General features: G+C 72.2%; 20 protein-coding genes and 1 pseudogene. 17 read left to right on the top strand and 4 right to left on the bottom strand.

Annotated features, from left to right (window positions below):
• The 6 genes and pseudogenes from MCBG_RS26720 to MCBG_RS26745 form a co-directional block, all read left to right on the top strand.
• Positions 1-803: pseudogene (locus MCBG_RS26720) on the top strand (elongation factor 4); the annotation flags it as partial.
• Between the two features lie 220 nt (positions 804-1,023).
• A complete protein-coding gene (locus tag MCBG_RS26725) occupies positions 1,024-1,311 on the top strand; it encodes a GlsB/YeaQ/YmgE family stress response membrane protein (protein WP_043328996.1) in 288 nt (95 codons plus the stop codon).
• Between the two features lie 252 nt (positions 1,312-1,563).
• The gene (locus tag MCBG_RS26730; RefSeq protein WP_043328998.1) at positions 1,564-1,848 is read left to right on the top strand and encodes a GlsB/YeaQ/YmgE family stress response membrane protein; all 285 of its coding nucleotides are present in this window, start codon (positions 1,564-1,566) and stop codon (positions 1,846-1,848) included.
• A 222-nt stretch (positions 1,849-2,070) separates the two neighbouring features.
• Positions 2,071-3,363, top strand: coding sequence for a sugar ABC transporter substrate-binding protein (locus MCBG_RS26735; protein WP_043329000.1), 1,293 nt, complete (start codon positions 2,071-2,073; stop codon positions 3,361-3,363).
• Positions 3,360-4,346: a carbohydrate ABC transporter permease gene (locus MCBG_RS26740; protein ID WP_043329002.1), complete on the top strand. Its 987-nt coding sequence runs from the start codon at positions 3,360-3,362 to the stop codon at positions 4,344-4,346. Before MCBG_RS26735 ends, MCBG_RS26740 begins: the two co-directional genes overlap by 4 nt.
• On the top strand, positions 4,343-5,176 hold the full coding sequence (locus MCBG_RS26745) for a carbohydrate ABC transporter permease (RefSeq protein ID WP_043329004.1): 834 nt from the start codon (positions 4,343-4,345) through the stop codon (positions 5,174-5,176). Before MCBG_RS26740 ends, MCBG_RS26745 begins: the two co-directional genes overlap by 4 nt.
• Positions 5,177-5,188: 12 nt before the next feature.
• Here the strand turns inward: MCBG_RS26745 and MCBG_RS26750 are convergent, their stop codons facing one another.
• Both MCBG_RS26750 and MCBG_RS26755 read right to left on the bottom strand, forming a co-directional pair.
• The gene (locus MCBG_RS26750) at positions 5,189-6,049 is read right to left on the bottom strand and encodes a hypothetical protein (RefSeq protein ID WP_030503116.1); all 861 of its coding nucleotides are present in this window, start codon (positions 6,047-6,049) and stop codon (positions 5,189-5,191) included.
• Positions 6,050-6,198: 149 nt separating this feature from the next.
• Positions 6,199-6,984 (bottom strand): enoyl-CoA hydratase-related protein, encoded by a 786-nt coding sequence (locus tag MCBG_RS26755; protein WP_043331020.1) that lies wholly within the window; start codon positions 6,982-6,984, stop codon positions 6,199-6,201.
• A gap of 19 nt (positions 6,985-7,003) precedes the next feature.
• Here MCBG_RS26755 and hemW point away from each other — a divergent pair, with 19 nt between their 5' ends.
• Positions 7,004-8,227: a radical SAM family heme chaperone HemW gene (gene hemW / locus MCBG_RS26760; protein WP_176722777.1), complete on the top strand. Its 1,224-nt coding sequence runs from the start codon at positions 7,004-7,006 to the stop codon at positions 8,225-8,227.
• Between the two features lie 39 nt (positions 8,228-8,266).
• Here hemW and MCBG_RS32075 read toward each other — a convergent pair whose 3' ends face one another.
• Positions 8,267-8,911, bottom strand: coding sequence for a DUF4870 domain-containing protein (locus tag MCBG_RS32075; protein ID WP_082931180.1), 645 nt, complete (start codon positions 8,909-8,911; stop codon positions 8,267-8,269).
• Positions 8,912-9,144: 233 nt separating this feature from the next.
• Here MCBG_RS32075 and hrcA point away from each other — a divergent pair, with 233 nt between their 5' ends.
• From hrcA to MCBG_RS26780, 3 genes are all read left to right on the top strand, one after another.
• Positions 9,145-10,167, top strand: a complete 1,023-nt coding sequence (gene hrcA, locus MCBG_RS26770; protein WP_030503120.1) for a heat-inducible transcriptional repressor HrcA — start codon at positions 9,145-9,147, stop codon at positions 10,165-10,167.
• A gap of 73 nt (positions 10,168-10,240) precedes the next feature.
• A complete protein-coding gene (gene dnaJ, locus MCBG_RS26775) occupies positions 10,241-11,386 on the top strand; it encodes a molecular chaperone DnaJ (protein WP_176722776.1) in 1,146 nt (381 codons plus the stop codon).
• Between the two features lies 1 nt (position 11,387).
• Complete coding sequence (locus MCBG_RS26780; RefSeq protein WP_043329010.1) at positions 11,388-12,122, top strand: 16S rRNA (uracil(1498)-N(3))-methyltransferase; 735 nt, start codon at positions 11,388-11,390, stop codon at positions 12,120-12,122.
• A gap of 15 nt (positions 12,123-12,137) precedes the next feature.
• Here the strand turns inward: MCBG_RS26780 and MCBG_RS26785 are convergent, their stop codons facing one another.
• Entirely contained in the window at positions 12,138-12,899 is a 762-nt protein-coding gene (locus MCBG_RS26785; protein ID WP_043329012.1) for an SDR family NAD(P)-dependent oxidoreductase, read from the bottom strand.
• 93 nt (positions 12,900-12,992) lie between these two features.
• Here MCBG_RS26785 and MCBG_RS26790 point away from each other — a divergent pair, with 93 nt between their 5' ends.
• From MCBG_RS26790 to era, 7 genes are all read left to right on the top strand, one after another.
• Entirely contained in the window at positions 12,993-13,337 is a 345-nt protein-coding gene (locus MCBG_RS26790) for a histidine triad nucleotide-binding protein (protein ID WP_013475524.1), read from the top strand.
• Positions 13,334-14,710 (top strand): serine hydrolase domain-containing protein, encoded by a 1,377-nt coding sequence (locus MCBG_RS26795; protein ID WP_043329013.1) that lies wholly within the window; start codon positions 13,334-13,336, stop codon positions 14,708-14,710. Before MCBG_RS26790 ends, MCBG_RS26795 begins: the two co-directional genes overlap by 4 nt.
• Before the next feature lie 134 nt (positions 14,711-14,844).
• Positions 14,845-15,903 carry a PhoH family protein gene (locus tag MCBG_RS26800; protein ID WP_030503125.1) on the top strand — a complete coding sequence of 353 codons (1,059 nt, stop codon included), beginning with the start codon at positions 14,845-14,847 and terminating at the stop codon, positions 15,901-15,903.
• Between the two features lie 38 nt (positions 15,904-15,941).
• Entirely contained in the window at positions 15,942-16,415 is a 474-nt protein-coding gene (gene ybeY, locus MCBG_RS26805; protein WP_030503126.1) for an rRNA maturation RNase YbeY, read from the top strand.
• Positions 16,391-17,800: a hemolysin family protein gene (locus MCBG_RS26810; RefSeq protein WP_181373794.1), complete on the top strand. Its 1,410-nt coding sequence runs from the start codon at positions 16,391-16,393 to the stop codon at positions 17,798-17,800. The genes ybeY and MCBG_RS26810 overlap by 25 nt, the downstream gene beginning before the upstream one ends.
• Positions 17,793-18,179, top strand: a complete 387-nt coding sequence (locus tag MCBG_RS26815) for a hypothetical protein (RefSeq protein WP_030503128.1) — start codon at positions 17,793-17,795, stop codon at positions 18,177-18,179. The genes MCBG_RS26810 and MCBG_RS26815 overlap by 8 nt, the downstream gene beginning before the upstream one ends.
• On the top strand, positions 18,176-19,072 hold the full coding sequence (gene era, locus MCBG_RS26820) for a GTPase Era (RefSeq protein WP_043329016.1): 897 nt from the start codon (positions 18,176-18,178) through the stop codon (positions 19,070-19,072). Before MCBG_RS26815 ends, era begins: the two co-directional genes overlap by 4 nt.
• Positions 19,073-19,157 lie beyond the last annotated feature (85 nt).

Genomic DNA, 19,157 nt, shown 5'->3' on the forward strand with positions numbered 1-19,157 from the left:
CGCTGCGGCTTCCTCGCCTGCTGCACCTGGAGATCATCCGGGAGCGGCTGGAGCGGGAGTTCAACCTCGACCTGATCTCCACCGCCCCGAACGTGGTCTACCGGGCCATCCAGGAGGACGGCGAGGAGATCGTGGTCACCAACCCGAGCGAGTACCCGACCGGCAAGATCGCGGAGGTGTACGAGCCGACGGTGCGGGCGACGGTGCTGACCCCGAACGACTACGTCGGCGCGGTGATGGAGCTGTGCCAGGGCCGCCGGGGCAGCCTGCTCGGCATGGACTACCTCTCCGCCGACCGGGTGGAGCTGCGCTACACGCTGCCGCTGGCCGAGATCATCTTCGACTTCTTCGACCAGCTCAAGAGCCGTACCAAGGGTTACGCCTCACTGGACTACGAGCCCTCCGGCGAGCAGGCGTCGGACCTGGTGAAGGTGGACATCCTGCTGCACGGCGAGCCGGTCGACGCGTTCAGCGCGATCGTGCACAAGGACAAGGCGTACACGTACGGCACGACGATCGCGGCGAAGCTGCGTTCGCTGATCCCGCGCCAGCAGTTCGAGGTGCCGATCCAGGCGGCGATCGGGAGCCGGGTGATCGCCCGGGAGACCATCCGCGCGATCCGCAAGGACGTGCTCGCCAAGTGCTACGGCGGTGACATCAGCCGCAAGCGCAAGCTGCTGGAGAAGCAGAAGGAGGGCAAGAAGCGGATGAAGATGGTGGGCCGGGTGGAGGTCCCCCAGGAGGCGTTCATCGCGGCGCTCTCGTCCGACTCCGGCGACGGCAAGCCCGCCGGCAAGAAGTAGCGGTCCGGCTCCGCGCAGCGGCCGGCGTCCCCTCGCAGGGGCGCCGGCCGTTCGCGTACCCAGGAGATTTTCAGCCGGTGGCAGCGCTCCCACCTGCGGGTTCGCGTCAGCCGGGAGGGTGGCGGTCGATGCGGCCGGTTTCGGTTTTCGATGCGTCGGGCACTTAGCGGTCACGACAGCAACCGCACAGAACGTGCGAAATCGCTTTAGGAGGACGACCGTGGAGTTCACCGTCTGGGGCATCATCACCGCGCTGGTCGTGGGTCTGATCGTCGGCGCGCTGGGCCGGCTGGTCGTGCCGGGCCGGCAGAACATGCCGATCTGGCTGCACATGGTGATCGGCGTCGGCGCGGCGCTGCTGGGCACCGTCCTGGCCCGCGCGCTCGGCATCGCCACGCAGACCGCCGGCATCGACTGGGCCGAGCTGGCCGTGCAGGTCGTGCTCGCCGCCATCGGTGTGGCCCTGGTGGCCGGCGTCGGCCGCCGCAGCAGCGTCTCGCGTTACTGATCGACGCATCACGCGCCTCGACGGGTGCCCGGCCGCATCGGCCGGGCACCCGTCGGCGTATCGGCGCATTGAACACCGTCGGTGTGTCGGGCCCGCCCGCCGCGCCCGGTTTCGGGGAGAAGCAGCAGGTCAGGGTACGTCTGAACAATTCGTCATCGGAGTCGGTTTGGATTTCCGGGCGGTCGGGAACTTAGCGATCACGACAGTAACCACACAAAAACGTGTGACCGGATCTTAAGGAGGAGGGCGACCATGGAGCTCACCGTTTGGGGCATCATCACGGCGCTGGTCGTTGGTCTGATCGTCGGCGCGCTGGGCCGGCTGGTCGTGCCGGGCCGGCAGAACATGCCCATGTGGCTGCACATGCTGATCGGCGTCGGCGCCGCGCTTCTGGGCACGCTCGTCGCCCGGGCCTCCGGCTTCGCCGAGACCGCCGGAATCGACTGGCGCGAGCTGATGCTGCAGGTGCTGTTCGCCGCGATCGGCGTGGCCCTGGTGGCCGGTGTCGGCCGTCGCCGCGGCGTCTCGCGCTACTGACCCCGCACCACGCGCCTCGACGGGCGCCCGGCCTCACCGGCCGGGCGCCCGTCGGCGTTCGTGGGCTCTGAACTGCCCGGACGGCATCGATGTCGGCCGGGCCCCGGCTGCGATACGGTCGCCTGTGCCCTCCGTCACGAACACCCCCTGTTGTAAAGGAAATTTTCCTACTAAGGTGCGGCGGAGAAGGTTAGTGCCAAACGGCCCTGAGGGAGATATGGCGTGAACAGGTGGAAGCGGCTGGCTCCGGTCACCGCCATCGTGGCGTCGGCCGCGTTGGTGCTGACCGCGTGCGGTGGCTCCGGCGACGACGACAAGGCCGCCGACAACAGCAAGCTCACTGTGTGGATGATGGGTGAGGGCGGCGACGCCCAGACCGCGTTCCTCGACAGCGTCGAGGCGGAGTTCAAGAAGAAGCACCCCGAGACCGACGTGGTGGTGCAGTACATCCCCTGGCTCGAGGCGCCGAAGAAGTTCCAGGCCGCGCTCGCCGGTGGCGAGGGCCCGGACGTCACCGAGCTGGGCAACACCGAGACCCAGGGCTGGGCCGCTCAGGAGGCCCTGGCCGACGTCTCGGACAAGTTCAACGCCTGGTCCGAGGGCAAGGACATCCTGCCCGACCTGGTCAAGAACGCTCAGCTCGACGGCAAGCAGTACGGCGTGCCGTGGTACGCCGGCGTGCGCGCCGTCTACTACCGCACCGACTGGTTCGCCGAGGCCGGCGTGAAGCCGCCGACGACCTGGGACGAGATGGTCGCCGCCGCGAAGGCGGTGCAGGCCAAGAAGCCCGGCACCTACGGCATCGCCCTGCCCGGCAACTCCGAGCTGCCGTTCTACTCCTTCCTCTGGAGTGCCGGCGCGGAGATCGCCACCAAGGAGGGGGACAGCTGGAAGTCCGGCTACAACACCCCCGAGGCGCAGAAGGCGGTCAAGTTCTGGACCGACCTGGTGACGGTGCACAAGGTCGCCCCGCCGGCCGCCGCCGGGTGGAACGAGGTCGACGCCCGTACCCAGTTCGCCACCGGCAAGGCCGCGATGGCGTTCGCGGGTAGCTGGCAGGGCGGCGCGATGAAGAAGGACAACCCGGACATCGAGAAGGTCTGGGGCACGTTCCCGATCCCCGGCCCGGACGGCAAGGCCGCCCCGGCGTTCGCCGGTGGCTCCGACATCGCCATCTGGAAGGACAGCGAGCGGGCGGCGCTGGCCTGGGACTACATGACCGTGCTGCTGAGCAAGCAGAAGGACAAGGAGTTCGCCAGCAGCCTCGGGTTCTTCCCGGTCTACCAGGACCTGGTCAGCAGCGGTGACTACGCCAACGACAAGGTGATGGCGGCGTTCGCCACGGCCATCCAGAACACCAAGCTGACCCCGCTCACCCCGAAGTGGGTCGAGGTCAGCCGGACCAAGACGGTGACCCAGGCGATGAACAGCTCGGTCATCAAGGGCCAGAAGACGGTCGAGAAGGCCACCGCCGACGCGGCCACCGAGATCGAAAGCATCCTCAACGCCAAGTGACCACGCTGACCGAGGCCACCGGCGAGGCCGCCGCGCGGGAGACCCCCGCGCGGCGGCGCCGTCGCCGGGTGGACTACCTTCCGTACCTTCTGCTCCTGCCCTGCCTGGCGATCATCGCCGTGCTGCTGCTCTGGCCGCTCGGCCAGGTCGTGTGGATGTCCTTCCACAAGCTGGACAGCGTCCGGCAGCTGCGCGGCGACCGCGAGTGGCCGTGGATCGGCCTGGCCAACTACGCGCAGATCCTCGGCGACCCGTTCTTCCGTACGGTGCTGCGCAACACGGTGCTGTTCGCGGTCGCCAACGTGGCGCTCACGATGGTCCTCGGCACGCTGGTCGGGCTGCTGCTCAACCGCCTGGGCAAGAAGATGGCCACGTTCGTGGCGAGCTGCGTGATGCTTGCCTGGGCCACCCCGGCGCTGACCGGCACGATCGTCTGGAAGTGGATCTTCGACGACACGAGCGGCCTGGTCACGTGGCTGTTCAACAAGCTTCCCGACGGGCTGTCCACGGCGCTGTTCGGGCGCAGCGACTGGACCGGGTACGGCTGGTTCAACGACCCGCTGCTGTTCTTCGCCATCCTGACGCTCGTGGTGGTCTGGCACTCGTTCCCGTTCATCGCGGTGAGCGTGCTGGCCGGGCTCAAGAGCGTGCCGACGGAGTTGCAGGAGGCGGCCCGGGTCGACGGCGCCGGCCCGTGGAAGGTGTTCTGGAAGGTGACGTTCCCGATCCTGCGGCCGGTCTTCGGCATCCTCGTGGTGCTCTCCACGATCTGGGACTTCAAGGTCTTCACCCAGCAGTTCGTGCTGGCCGGCGGCACCCAGGACCGGTCGACGTTCATGCTGTCGATCTACTCGTACGCGGAGGCGTTTTCACCGCCGCCGAAGTACGGCCTCGGCTCCGCCATCGCCGTGATCCTCACCGTGATCCTGCTCGTGGTGACCGCCCTGTACGTCCGCATGGTGCTGCGGCAGGAGGACGAATGATGAAGAGGATCGCCCTCAACGGCGCGGGCCTGCTGGTCGCGCTCTTCGCCGCGTTCCCGGTCTACTGGATGGTGGCGACGTCGCTGAAGCCCAACCGGGAGATCTTCTCGTCCACGCCCCGGCCGGTGCCGGCCGAGCCGACGCTGGAGCACTACCGGGAGATCCTCACCGGCAACCTGATCCCGGGCGTGACGTTCACCGACTTCTTCCTCAACAGCGTGCTCGTCGCGGGGGCCACGGTGCTGCTGAGCGGGCTGGTCGCCCTGCTCGCCGCGACAGCCGTGGCCCGGTTCCGGTTCAAGCTGCGCACCACGTTCCTGATCATGCTGCTGGTGGTGCAGATGATCCCGCTGGAGGCGCTGGTCATCCCGCTGTTCCTGATGATCCAGCGGCTCGGTCTCTACAACACGCTGCCCAGCCTGATCCTCACGTACCTCGGCTTCTCGCTGCCGTTCGCGGTCTGGATGCTGCGCGGCTTCGTCGCCGCGGTGCCGAAGGAACTGGAGGAGGCCGCCGCCATCGACGGCGCCAGCCGGGCCCAGACGTTCCGCAAGGTGCTGTTCCCGCTGGTCGCGCCCGGCCTGGTCGCCACCAGCATCTTCTCGTTCATCACCGCCTGGAACGAGCTGATCTTCGCGCTGACCTTCATCAACGACCAGCAGAAGTACACGCTGCCGGTGGCGATGACGTTCTTCTTCGGCCGCGACGACACCGCCTGGGGCTCGGTGATGGCGGCGTCTACGCTGTTCACCCTGCCGGTGATCGTCTTCTTCCTGCTGGTGCAGCGCCGGATGGTCTCCGGCCTGGTGGCGGGAGCGGTGAAGGGCTGAGCCGGCGGGCCGTCAGGCCGCGGCGAACACCTCGGCGCGTACCTCGGTGGCCGGGTCGCCCTTCACCCGGGCCCAGGAGCCCTGCTCGGCGGTCCACTCCAGGTTGCCGAAGCGGACCTTCTTCACGCCGTGGTCGTCGGCGTGCGAGACCAGCCAGTGCGCGTACCGCCAGCCGTTGCGGTCGTCGCCGGCCGGCACGGTGAGCGCGGTCAGGTCCGTCGCCGTGGCCAGCCGGGGCAGCCCCCAGTCCAGCGACAGGCTCTCCAGCACGGCGCTGGCGGCGGCCGGCCCGCGCATCGTCGGCGGCGAACTCACCGTGCAGGCCACCGCGCCGGTCGCGTGGCCGAGCAACGCGCGGGTCAGGACCTCCGACTCGTCGGCCCACTTCTCGTACGCCTCGGGGAAGGCCGACCGCTGCACCCGCTGGGCGGCGTCGGTGACCCGCATCCGCTCCCAGCCCTTGACCTTCTTCAGCGCGGCGTAGAACTTGTTCGCCGCGTACCGCGGGTCCTGGACCTGCTCCGGGGTGCCCCAGCCCTGGCTCGGGCGCTGCTGGAACAGGCCGAGCGAGTCGCGGTCGCCGTGCGCGATGTTGCGCAGGTGCGACTCCTGGTACGCGGTCGCCAGCGCCACCACCACCGCCCGCTCGGGCATCCGGCGCTGCATGCCGATGGCCGCGATGGTCGCCGCGTTCGCCATCTGGTCGGCGCCGAGCACCACCTCGCCGTCGGCCTGCACCGTGCAGGTCCGGCTGGCCAGGGGGAGCCGCAGGTGCTCGCCGAACTGCTTGGTCACGACATAGACCGCGAGCAGCGCCAGTACGCACACCGCAACACCAGATGCCACGATCGCCGCTCGCGTCCGCACCCGCACCCCCTGTCCCGACAGTCCGCCAAGCGTACGTCGGCCCCGCGCCGCCGCGTCTCGGCCGAGTGGCCGTCCCGCCAGCACGTGACCGGCGCCGTGCCGCCGCGCGGGGCCCGCCACCACCGAAGGTGACCAGCCGGGCCCCGCCGCGCACCTCAGTCTCCGGCGGGCACCCAGGCGGCGGGACGCTTCTCCCGGAACGCCATGACGCCCTCACGCCCCTCGTCGGAGAGGAAGTACCCGGTGGACAGCGCCGCCAACTCGGCGATCTCGGCCCGCAGGTCAGTCGCGGCGGGCCGGCGCAGCAGCTCCTTCGCCCCGGCCAGCGCCCCCGGCGCGCCCCTGACCAGCGAGGCGCAGTAACGCTCGACGGCGGCGTCCAGCTCGCCGGCCGGCACCGCGGCGGTGACCAGGCCGACCTCGGCGGCGCGGCGGCCGTCGAACGTGTCGCCGGTCAGGTACAGCTCGGCGGCGGCCCGCTGGTCCAGCCGGGGCAGCACGGTCGCCGAGATCACCGCCGGGATCACCCCGATCCGCACCTCGGTGAACGCGAACGTCGCCTCCTGCGCGCAGACCGCCAGGTCGGCGGCGGCGATCAGGCCCAGCCCACCGGCCCGGGCCGGCCCGGCGACCTTCGCGACCACCGGCTTCGGGCACTCCCGCACCGCCACCAGCACGTCGCCGAGCATCCCGGCGGGCACCGTGCCGCTGGCGTACGCGGCGGCGGTCTCCTTCAGGTCGGCGCCGGAGCAGAAGACCGGGCCGGTGTGGTCGAGCACGATCGCGCGTACCGCGTCGTCGGCGACCGCGTCGGCGAGCCCGGCCAGCAGCTGGGTCATCAGGGGCGTGGAGAGCGCGTTGCGGTTGTGCGGGCTGTCCAGGGTGAGGGTGGTCACCCCACGGGCCGTGGCGACTCGCACGAGAGCGTCCGGAGAGGTCATGCCGGGCACACTAGTGGCCATGCCCGGCGTCCTTCCAGAAGGCGAACCCGTCCCGCGCGACGGATCGCTGCCCGCCACCGCCCGTCGCGCCGTCGGCGCGCGCGGCTTCGGCGTGTACGTCCACGTGCCGTTCTGCGCCAGCCGGTGCGGTTACTGCGACTTCAACACGTACACCGCCTCCGAGCTGGGCGGCGGGGCGAGCCGGGAGACGTACGCCGACTCGGTGCTGGCCGAGCTGGCGCTGGCCGCCCGGGTGCTGGGCGACTCGCCGCCGCAGCGGGTCGACACCGTCTTCGTCGGCGGCGGCACGCCGACCCTGCTGCCCGCCGACGACCTGGCCCGGATCCTCGACGGCATCGACCGCGTCTGGGGGCTGGCCGCCGACGCGGAGGTGACCACCGAGGCCAACCCGGAGTCGGTGACCCCGGAGTCGCTCAAGACGCTGCGGGCGGCCGGCTACACCCGGATCTCGCTGGGCATGCAGTCCGCCGCACCCGGGGTGCTCGCGGTGTTGGACCGGCGGCACAGCGCGGGCCGGGCCACCGCCGCCGCGCTGGAGGCGCGCGACGCCGGGTTCGAGCACGTGAACCTGGACCTGATCTACGGCACGCCGGGCGAGACGGCAGACGACTTCGCCGCCTCGCTGGCCCAGGTCGTCGACGCCGGGGTGGACCACGTCAGCGCGTACGCCCTGATCGTGGAGGACGGCACCCGGCTGGCCGCGCGGATGCGCCGGGGCGAGCTGCCGTACCCCTCCGACGACGTGGCGGCGGACCGCTACCTGGCCGCGGAGGCGGCGCTCGGCGCAGCCGGCTTCTCCTGGTACGAGGTGTCGAACTGGGCCCGCTCGGCGGCGGCGGCGTGCCGGCACAACCTGCTCTACTGGACCGGCGCCGACTGGTGGGGCCTGGGCCCGGGGGCGCACAGCCACGTCGGCGGCGTGCGCTGGTGGAACGTCAAACACCCGAGCGCGTACGCGGCGCGGCTGGCCGAGGGCGCCTCGCCGGCACTGGCCCGGGAGGTGCTCAGCGCGGACGAGCAGCACATGGAGGACGTGATGCTGCGGGTGCGGCTCGCCTCCGGGCTGCCGCTGGACGTGCTGGACGAGCCCGGCCGGGCGGGCGCCGAGCGGGCCCGGGACGCCGGGCTGCTCGACGCCGGGGCGTACGCGCGGGGGCTTGTGGTGCTGACGCTGCGCGGACGGCTGCTGGCCGACGCGGTGGTACGCGACCTGCTGCCGTGACCGGCGCCGGCCGGCCGCCCCCTCGGCCGGCCGGCGGTGTCACTTCACGAAGTTGTAGGTCATCGGGTAGCGGTAGAGCACACCCTCGTTGGCCTTGACCCCGCCGATGATCCCGAAGATCAACGGCACCAGCCAGACCAGCATCGGGACGAAGAACAGGATCCCGCAGGTGATGACCGTGATCACCCAGGCGAGGACGCTGGCGATGGTCCAGGTGATCTGGAAGTTCAGCGCCGCGACCGCGTGGGCGCGTACGGTCGGCGACTGCTGGCCGCGGGTCATCATCGCGATCAGCGGGGCGACCCAGCCGAGCAGACCGCCACCGATGATGACGCCCGCGGCGCCACCGAAGTGCGCCACCAGGGCCCAGGTCTTCTCGTCGTTGTTGGCGTACCCGGCCGGGCCGTAGCCGCCACCGCCGGGATAGCCGCCACCGGCGCCGTAGCCCGGCGCGCCGGCCGGCGGGGGGTAACCACCAGGGGGCGGGTAGCCGCCCGGCGGAGGCTGGGCACCGGGGGGCGGGTAGCCGCCCGGGGGCGGATAGTCACCGGGCGGGGGATACCCGCCCGCGCCCGGCGCGCCGGACAGTGGAGCGGTGGGCGGCTCGCCGGAGCCGTAGGGCGCCGACGGGTCGGGCTGGGGGCCGGAGTCCCCTGCTCCGGGAGGGCGAGGAGGTTCAGTCATGGAGGTCACGGTAGGGCCAGCGGGCAAGTCGCACCAGGGCGACACAGACCGAGCGTGACCGGCTGTTCGGCCCTGGCGTGCCGCGCGGTGTGGTGGGCCGCACCGCAGGTCCGTCAGGCGATCATCGCGTCGGTGGGGGTGCCGACGTAGACTGGCACTCGCTACAGTCGAGTGCCAGCCGCCCGGCGGATGCCGCGTGCCGGCCCGGCCGAGGTGTGTCAGGAGGTGGGGACATGGGTCTCGACGACCGCAAACTCGCCGTGCTGCGCGCGATCGTCGAGGACTACGTCGCCACGCAGGAGCCGGTGGGCAGCAAGGCCCTGGTCGAGCGGCACCAGCTCGGCGTCTCCCCGGCGACGGTGCGCAACGACATGGCGGTGCTGGAGGAGGAGGGCTACATCCGGCAGCCGCACACCAGCGCCGGCCGGGTGCCCACCGACCGCGGCTACCGCCTCTTCGTGGACCGGCTCTCCCGGGTCAAGCCGCTCAGCCCCGCCGAGCGCCGCGCCATCGAGCGCTTCCTGGTCGGCGCGGTCGACCTGGACGACGTGGTGCACCGCACGGTCCGGCTGCTCGCCCAGCTCACCCGGCAGGTCGCCGTGGTGCAGTACCCGAGCCTGGCCCGGTCCAAGGTGCGTCACCTGGAACTCGTGCCGATCTCCACCACCCGGCTGATGGTCGTCATGATCGCCGACACCGGCCGGGTCGAGCAGCGACTCGTCGAGCTGCCCGCCCCGGTTCCCGCCGACGACGTGACCGACCTGCGCCGGCTGGTGAACGAGAAGCTCGTCGGCAGCCAGCTCTCCGAGACGCCGCCGCTGGTGCAGGCCCTGGTGGACGAGTCCGCGCCGCACCTGCGCCCGGCCATGACCACGCTGTCCACGGTGCTGCTGGAGACGCTCGTGGAACGGCACGAGGAGCGCCTCGCGCTGGCCGGCCAGGCCAACCTCACCCGGGGCGGCCTGCTCGACTTCCAGGGCTCGCTGCGGCCGATCCTGGAGGCGCTCGAAGAAGAGGTAGTGCTGCTCAAACTGATCGGCGAGACCGAGCCGAGCACCACCCGCGTGCTGATCGGCGACGAGAACGAGTTCGACAACCTGCGGGCCGCCTCGGTGGTCAGCACCGGCTACGGACCGGGCAGCACCATCGTCGGTGGGCTCGGCGTGCTCGGGCCGACCCGGATGGACTACCCCGGCAATATCGCCATGGTGAGGGCCGTGGCACGCTACGTGGGCGAACTGCTGGCCCAGAACTGACCAGTCAGGGCCGACGGCCGGTTGCGGCCGACGACCGGAGCGACGCGAGACGAACATGAGGACACCTAACGCAGTGGCCAGGGACTACTACGGCATTCTCGGCGTGAGCCGGGAAGCCTCCGACGACGAGATCAAGCGCGCCTACCGCAAGCTGGCGCGGCAGTACCACCCGGACGTCAATCCGGACCCGGAGGCCCAGGAGAAGTTCAAGGACATCAACGCCGCGTACGAGGTCCTCTCGGACGACCGGAAACGGCAGATCGTCGACCTCGGCGGCGACCCGCTCGCCCCCGGCGGCGGTGGCATGGGCGGCCCGGGCGGGCCCGGCGGCGCCGGTCCGTTCGTCGGTTTCCAGGACATCATGGACGCGTTCTTCGGCGGCGCGGCGGGCGGCAGCCGGGGACCCCGGCCGCGCACCCGGCCCGGCGCGGACGCGATCCTGCGCCTGGAACTGGACCTCAACGAGACCGCGTTCGGCGTCGAGGCGCCGATCACCGTCGACACCGCGGTGCTCTGCACCACCTGCTCCGGCGCCGGCACCGCCGCCGGCACCCACCTGGCCACCTGCGAGGCGTGCGCCGGCCGGGGCGAGGTGCAGTCGGTGCAGCGCACGTTCCTCGGCCAGGTGGTCTCCGCCCGGCCGTGCACCGTCTGCCAGGGCTACGGCACCACCATCCCGCATGCCTGCCCGACCTGCGCCGGTGAGGGCCGGGTGCGTACCCGCCGCTCGCTGACCGTCAAGATCCCGGCCGGCGTCGAGGACGGCATGCGGATCCGCCTGGCCCAGCAGGGCGAGGTCGGCCCGGGCGGCGGCACCGCCGGGGACCTCTACGTGGAGATCCACGAGCGGCCGCACGACGTCTACTCCCGCAAGGGCGACGACCTGCACTGCCGGGTGACGGTGCCGATGACCGCCGCCGCGCTCGGCACCCGGCTGACCATCAAGACGCTGGACAGCGAGGAGACCGTCGACGTCAAGCCCGGCACCCAGCCCGGCAGCACGCTGCGGCTGCGCGCCCGGGGCGTACCGCACCTGCGCGGCACCGGCCGGGGTGACCTCTACGTGCACCTGGACGTGCGTACCCCGACCAAGCTCGACGCCGACCAGGAGCGGATGCTGCGCGACTTCGCCAAGACCCGCGGCGAGGAGGTCGCCGAGCTGACCAAGCAGGGCGGCTTCTTCTCCCGGATGCGCGACGCCTTCAACGGGCACGCCTGAGGTGTCCGCCCCGCTGTTCCTGGTCGAGGCGCTGCCCACCGGTGACACGCTGACGCTGGACGGCCCGGAGGGCCACCACGCGGCCACCGTGCAGCGGCTGCGGGCCGGTGAGGAGCTGCTGCTCGCCGACGGCCGGGGCGGCACCGCCGCCGCGGTGGTCACCGCCGTCGGCCGGGGCGCGCTCGACCTGCGCGTCACCAGCCGGGGGTACGCGGACGCGCCCGTCCCGCGGCTCGTCGTGGTGCAGGGCATCGCCAAGGGCGACCGGGGTGAACTCGCCGTGCAGGCGATGACCGAGGTCGGGGTGGACGAGATCGTGCCGTGGGCGGCGTCCCGCTCGGTGGCGCAGTGGCGCGGCGACCGGGGCGTACGGGCCCGGCAGAAGTGGGTGGCCACCGCCCGGGAGGCGGCCAAGCAGGCCCGCCGCCCGTGGCTGCCGGTGGTGGCCGGCGCCCCGGACGAGTCCACCGCCACGGTGGCCCGCCGGATCGCCGGCGCGGCCGCCGCGTTCGTGCTGCACGAGGGCGCGCAGGACCGGCTGACCACAGTCGACCTGCCGACGGCCGGGGAGATCGTCCTGGTGGTCGGCCCGGAGGGCGGCATCGCCGACCACGAGCTGGCCACGTTCGCCGAGGCGGGCGCCCGCACGGTCCGCCTGGGCCCGTCGGTGCTGCGTACGTCCACAGCAGGCGTGGCCGCCCTGACAGTCCTGGCCACCCGCCTGACCCACTGGTAGCGGGGGAGGCGTGGGTCAGGAGCGGAGGTAGGAAGCGCCGTTCAGGTCGATGATCGTTCCTGAGGCCCACTCGGCCTCGGGGCTCGCCAGCCAGTGCACCGCCGCCGCGATCTCCTCCGGACGCGCCACCCGGTGGAACGGGGACTGCGCGCGTACCGCCTCGCCCCGCTCTGCCTTCAGATGCTCGTTGGTCATGTCCGTCTCGACGAAGCCGGGCGCCACGCAGGCCACCCCGATGCCGTACGGCGCCAGGGCCACCGCCAGCGACTGGGCCATCGCGTTCATCCCGGCCTTGCTGGCCCCGTACGCCGGGTTGGCCGGCTCGCCCCGGAACGCGCCCCGGGACGAGACGTTGACGATCCGGCCCCCACTGTCGCGCATGTGCTGCGCGGCGCACCAGGCCGCGTTCGCCGCGCCGACCAGGTTGGTGTCGAGCACCTCCCGCCACCGCGCCCGCCACTGCTCGTAGCTGCTCGCGAAGACCGGGTGCGGGGGATCGGCCGGCCCGAACACGCCCGCGTTGTTCACCAGCACGTCGAGACCGCCGAGCCGCTGGGCCGCCTCGTCCACCATGGCGCGTACCGCGTCGGGGTCGGCCAGGTCGGCGCGTACCACCACGTGCCCGTCGCCGGGCAGCTCGGCGCGCAGCCGCTCCGCCAGCTCGGCGGAGTCCCGGTGGTGGATCGCCACCCGGTCCCCACCTGCGGCGAACGCTCGCGCCACCGCCCGCCCGATGCCCCGCGAGGCCCCCGTCACCAGCACCGCCCGTCCCGCCATGGCGGCCATCCTGCCGCACCGGCCCGGGGTGTTAAGAAGGGCCCCTTCCCATGCCGGAGGCGTTAAGCGGGGGCCCCTCCTTACACTGCTGCGATGGACTGCCTCTTCTGCCGGATCGTCGCCGGGGAGATTCCCGCCACCATCGTCCGCGAGACCGCCACCACCCTGGCCTTCCGGGACATCGACCCGAAGGCGCCCACGCACGTGCTGGTGATCCCGAAGGAGCACTACGCCGACGTGGCCACGCTGGCCCAGGGCGCGCCCGAACTGGCCGGTGAGGTGCTCCAGACCGCCGCCGTGGTGGCAGAGGAGGAGGGCCTGACCGTGGACGGGTTCCGGCTGATGTTCAACACCGGCCCGTACGGCGGCCAGGAGGTCTTCCACGTGCACGCCCACCTGCTCGGCGGCGCGCCGCTCGGCCCGATGCTCTGCCGATGACCGACGTCTCGGACCGGCTCGGCCGGATGGTGCGCCAGGCCCAGGCCACCGGGCGGATCCCGGCGGTGTCGGCCGCCCTGCACCGCGCCGACCGGCCGCTCTGGACCTGCGCCGTGGGCGACACCGGCAACGACACCCCGCTGGGGCCGGAGACGGTGTTCCGGATCGGCTCGGTCACCAAGACGTTCACCGCGGTACTCGTCATGCAGTGCCGCGACGACGGCCTGCTCGACCTGGACGACCCGGTCGGGCGGCACCTCGACCTGCCGGCGCACGGCGAGCTGACCGTACGCCGGCTGCTGTCGCACACCGCCGGCCTGCAACGCGAGCCCCACGGCGACGTGTGGGACAGCCTGCGCGCCCCGGCCGTCGAGGAGCTGCTGGCCGACCTGGCCCGGGTCGAGCGGGTGCTGCCCACCGGGCGGCGCTTCCACTACTCCAACCTCGGCATGGCCCTCCTGGGCGAGATGGTGGCCCGGCTGCGCGGCGGGACCTGGGCCGAGGTGCTGGCCGACCGGGTCCTCGCCCCGCTCGGGCTGACCGCCACCGGTCCGGCCCCGACCGAGCGTGCCGCGACCGGGTTCCTGGTCGACGCGTACTCCGACGAGGCCCACCCGGAGCCACCGGCCGACTTCGGCGCGGTGGCCCCCGCAGCCCAGCTCTGGAGCACCGCGCCGGACATGGCCCGCTGGGCCGCCTTCCTGGCCGACCCGGCGGCGCTCGACCCGGACGGCGCGGTGCTCGCCGCGGCCACCGTCGAGGAGATGCGCTGGCCGCTCACCACCACCGACGAGTCGGTCTGGACGGCCGGCTTCGGCCTCGGGCTGATCCTGGTGCCGCAGCCCGAGCGGGTGACCCACGTGGGGCACGACGGCGCGATGCCCGGATTCCTCGCCGCCGTCTACGGGCGGCGCGGCGGGCAGGGCACCGCCGGGGCGATGGGCGCCGCGGTGCTCGGCTCGTCCGGCGCCGGCGTGGAGGTGTTCGACCTGGCGCACCGGCTGCTCGCCGCCGCCGCCGAGCACGACCCGGCGGAGATCGAGCCGTGGCGTCCCGGCCCGCCCGCGCCGGCGCACCTGCGCGGCATGCTGGGCCGCTGGTGGGGCGAGGGCTTCGAGTACGTCTTCTCCTGGCACGACGGGACGCTGCGGGCCCGGGGCGCGGACGACCCGGCCGGGAAGCCGCCGGCGGTGTTCGCGCCGCTGCCGGACCGGCCGGACGTGTTCCGCACGGTCTCCGGCCGCGAGGTGGGGGAGCTGCTGCGGCTCACGCGCGACGAGCACGGCGTGGTGGTCCGGATGCACTGGGCGACCTACCGCTTCACCCGCCGCCAGGAGACCTTCGACGGGTACGACTTCCGCGCCGGTGACTGATCGCCGAGCGCCGGAAATGGGCGCGGTGTGCGCGGTGCCGACCCGATACGATGGGAGGTAACCGTACGCCGCGCCAGCAGGGCCCGGCACAGAGAAGCGGAGAGCAGGTGGCGCAGGGCCCGACGGCCCGACCTATGACCGGCACCCCACCTCCCGGCACGCCGCGCGTGCAGACCAGGATCACGGTCGGAGACCAGAAGATCATGGTGAACCTGCTCGGCGCGGGCGACGAGATCCTGCGACTCGTCGAGCGTTCGGTCAACAGCGACGTCCACGTGCGCGGCAACGAGATCACCATCACCGGCGCGCCCGCCGACAACGCCCTCGCCGAGCGTCTCTTCAGTGAGCTGCTCGAACTGATCGAGAAAGGCGAGACCCTGACCACAGACGCGGTACGGCGTACCGTCGGCATGCTCGAGCAGGGCGGCGCCGAGCGGCCCGCCGAGGTTCTGACGCTCAACATCCTCTCCCGGCGCGGCCGCACCATCCGTCCCAAGACGCTCGGGCAGAAGAAGTACGTCGACGCGATCGACGCGCACACCATCGTCTTCGGCATCGGGCCGGCCGGCACCGGCAAGACCTACCTCGCGATGGCGAAGGCAGTGCAGGCGCTGCAGGCCAAGCAGGTCAACCGGATCATCCTGACCCGCCCGGCGGTCGAGGCGGGGGAACGGCTGGGCTTCCTGCCCGGCACCCTGAACGAGAAGATCGACCCCTACCTGCGCCCGCTCTACGACGCGCTGCACGACATGCTCGACCCGGAGACCATCCCGAAGCTGATGGCCGCCGGCACGATCGAGGTCGCGCCGCTGGCATACATGAGGGGCCGCACGCTTAATGACGCGTTCATCATCCTGGACGAGGCGCAGAACACCACGCCCGAGCAGATGAAGATGTTCCTCACCCGGCTCGGCTTCGGCTCCAAGATCGTCGTCACCGGTGACGTCACCCAGGTGGACCTTCCCGGCGGGACGACCAGCGGCCTGCGCGTGGTCCGGGAGATCCTGAACAACGTCGAGGACGTGCACTTCGCCCAGCTCTCCAGCTCCGACGTGGTCCGCCACAAGCTGGTGGGTGAGATCGTCGACGCGTACGCCCGCTGGGACGCCGAGCGGGAGAACCAGCAGGCCCAGAGCGTGCACGCCGTACCCGGGCGGACCGCCCAGGGCGGCCGGGCCGGCCGGCGCCGCTGACCACCGGCGCAAGCCGTCACACCATCAGAGGAAGACAGTTGTCCATCGAGATCGCCAACGAGTCGGGTGTCGAGGTCGACACCGACGCCGTGCTCGCCGTCGCGCGGCACGCCCTCGACGAGATGGGGGTCAACCCCCTCGCCGAGCTGTCCGTGCTGCTCGTCGACATCGAGTACATGTCGGAGCTGAACCACCGCTGGATGGGCGGCGACGGCCCGACCGACGTGCTCGCCTTCCCCATGGACGAGGGCAGCGTCGACCACGGCCCGGGCGAGAGCGCCCCGGCCGGCGGTGAGCCGGCCCTGCTCGGCGACATCGTGCTCTGTCCGGAGGTGGCGGCCAAGCAGGCCGCCGTGGCCGGGCACTCGGCGGCCGACGAGCTGCACCTGCTCACCGTGCACGGCGTGCTGCACCTGCTGGGCTACGACCACGCCGAGCCCGAGGAGGAGCGGGAGATGTTCGGTCTCCAGGCCCGGCTGCTGGCCAGCTGGCGGTCGACCCGGTCGCGGTGATGGACACCTTGGCGGCGGTCCGCGCCCCCGCCGGCCTGCCCGATCTTCAACTCCTGGTCTTCGCCGCCGGGCTGGTGGTCCTCGCCGGCCTGATCGCGATGACCGAGGCGGCGCTCGCAGCGGTCTCCCCGGCCCGCGCCGCGGAGCTGACCCGGGACGGGGCGCGCGGCGGGCGGGCCCTGCAGGTGGTCGCCGGTGACGTGGTCCGCCATCTGAACCTGCTGCTCCTGCTGCGGCTGCTGGCCGAGCTGACCGCCACCACGCTGGTCGCGCTGGTGGCTGTGGACACGTTCGGCGCGGGCTGGCGGGCGGCGCTGGTGACCGCCGGCGCGATGACGGTGGTGAGCTTCGTGGTGGTCGGGGTCGGGCCGCGCACGATCGGCCGCCAGCACGCGTACGCGGTCGGCCGGGCGGTCGCGCCGCTGGTGCGCTGGCTGGGCCGCGCGCTCAACCCGCTGGCGTCGCTGCTGATCCTGATCGGCAACGCGGTCACCCCGGGCAAGGGCTTCCGCGAGGGGCCGTTCGCGACCCAGGTGGAGCTGCGGGAGCTGGTCGACCTGGCCGAGCAGCGCGGCGTGGTGGAGCACGGCGAGCGCCAGATGATCCACTCGGTCTTCGCGCTCGGCGACACCATCGCGCGCGAGGTGATGGTGCCGCGTACCGAGATGGTGTGGATCGAGGAGCGCAAGACGCTCGCCCAGGCGCTGGCGTTGTTCCTGCGCTCCGGGTTCAGCCGCATCCCGGTGATCGGCGAGAACGTCGACGACGTGCTCGGCGTGCTCTACCTCAAGGACCTGATCCGGCGGGTGCAGGGCGACCAGGCGGCCCGGCAGATGCCGGTGGCCGAGCTGATGCGCCCGGCCACGTTCGTGCCGGAGTCCAAGCCGGTGGACGACCTGCTCTCGGAGATGCAGGCGGCCCGCAACCACCTGGTCATCGTCGTGGACGAGTACGGCGGCACCGGCGGGCTGGTCACCATCGAGGACATCCTGGAGGAGATCGTCGGGGAGATCACCGACGAGTACGATGTCGAGCGCCCGCCGGTCGAGCATCTGCCGGACGGGGCCGTGCGGGTGACCGCGCGGCTGCCGGTGGAGAATCTGGGCGAGCTGTTCGACACCGAGCTGCCCACCGACGAGGTGGAGACGGTCGGTGGCCTGCTGGCGCAGGCGCTCGGCCGGGTGCCCATCCCGGGCGCCGAGGCCGAGGTGGCCGGCCTGCGGCTGATGGCCGAGGGCACCACCGGCCGGCGCAACCGGATCGACACGGTTCTGGTGAGCCGCGTCGACCGGGGCGACGCGCCGGAGGGCGCGAACCGAAACGACCCGCCCGATTCCCGTGGCGACAACAACCGTTCCGAGGAGAGGCAATCCGCCGATGCCTGAGACACCCGCCGTGCCCGCCGCCCTGCCCACCCCGGCCGATCCGGCCGAGCTGAGCGCCGAGGACGCCAAGCTCGTCGTGCTGGCCCGGGGCGCGCGGGGCCGGGTGGCGGCAGTGGAGGGCGCCGCGGTCCGCGACCAGGACGGCCGGACGTACGCGGCGGCGAGCGTTGCGCTGCCGTCGTTGACGCTCACCGCGCTCCAGCTGGCTGTCGCTTCGGCGGTGGCGGCGGGCGCGAGCCGGCTGGAGGCCGCTGTGGTGGTGACCGAGGCGTCGACGCTGGACGGGGCGGGGCACGCGGCGGTGCGTGACCTGTCCGCCGACGCGCCGATCCACGTGGCCGCGCCGGACGGCGCCGTGCTCGGCACGGTGGTCGAGTGACCACGCCTGAGGCGCGTCCCTACCGGGCCGGTTTCGCCTGTTTCGTCGGGCGGCCGAACGCCGGCAAGTCGACGCTCACGAACGCGATCGTCGGCACCAAGATCGCGATCACCTCGAACAAGCCGCAGACCACCCGGCACATCATCCGGGCGGTGCTGCACCGGCCGGACTCGCAGCTCGTGCTGGTCGACACCCCGGGCCTGCACCGCCCCCGCACGCTGCTGGGGGAGCGCCTCAACGACCTGGTCCGGGAGACGTGGAGCGAGGTCGACGTGATCGGCCTGTGCGTGCCGGCGAACGAGCCGGTCGGCCGGGGCGACCGCTTCATCACCGGCGAGCTGGCCAGCCTGAAGGCCACCGTGCTGGCGGTGGTGACGAAGACCGACCTGGTGGACAAGAAGCGGCTGGCCGAGCAGTTGCTGGCGGTCAGCGAGCTGGGCGAGTTCGCCGCCGTGGTGCCGGTCAGCGCGGTCTCCGGGCACCAGGTCGACACGCTCGTCGACGTGATGACCGGCTACCTGCCGGAGTCTCCGCAGCTCTACCCGGACGACATGCTCACCGACGACCCGGAGCAGGTCCTGGTGGCGGAACTGGTCCGCGAGGCGGCGCTGGAGGGCGTACGCGACGAGCTGCCGCACTCCATCGCGGTGGTGGTCGAGGAGATGATCCCGGAGGGCAACCTCACCAAGATCTACGCCGACGTGTACGTCGAGCGGTCGAGCCAGAAGGCCATCGTCATCGGCCACCGGGGCAGCCGCCTCAAGCACGTCGGCACCACCGCCCGGCGGCAGATCGAGGAGCTGCTCGGCACCCGGGTCTACCTCGACCTGCACGTACGGGTGGCGAAGGACTGGCAACGCGACCCGAAGCAGCTGCGCAAGCTCGGCTTCTGAGCCCTCGGCCGGGCGTGCTCGCCGACGGGTGATCAGGATCAGTCAGGCCTATGGGACATCTCACTTTTCATAGGCGTCTGTGGTT

Origin of the sequence: Micromonospora sp. M42 (assembly GCF_000568915.1) — a bacterium.
Lineage (GTDB): Bacteria > Actinomycetota > Actinomycetes > Mycobacteriales > Micromonosporaceae > Micromonospora > Micromonospora chalcea.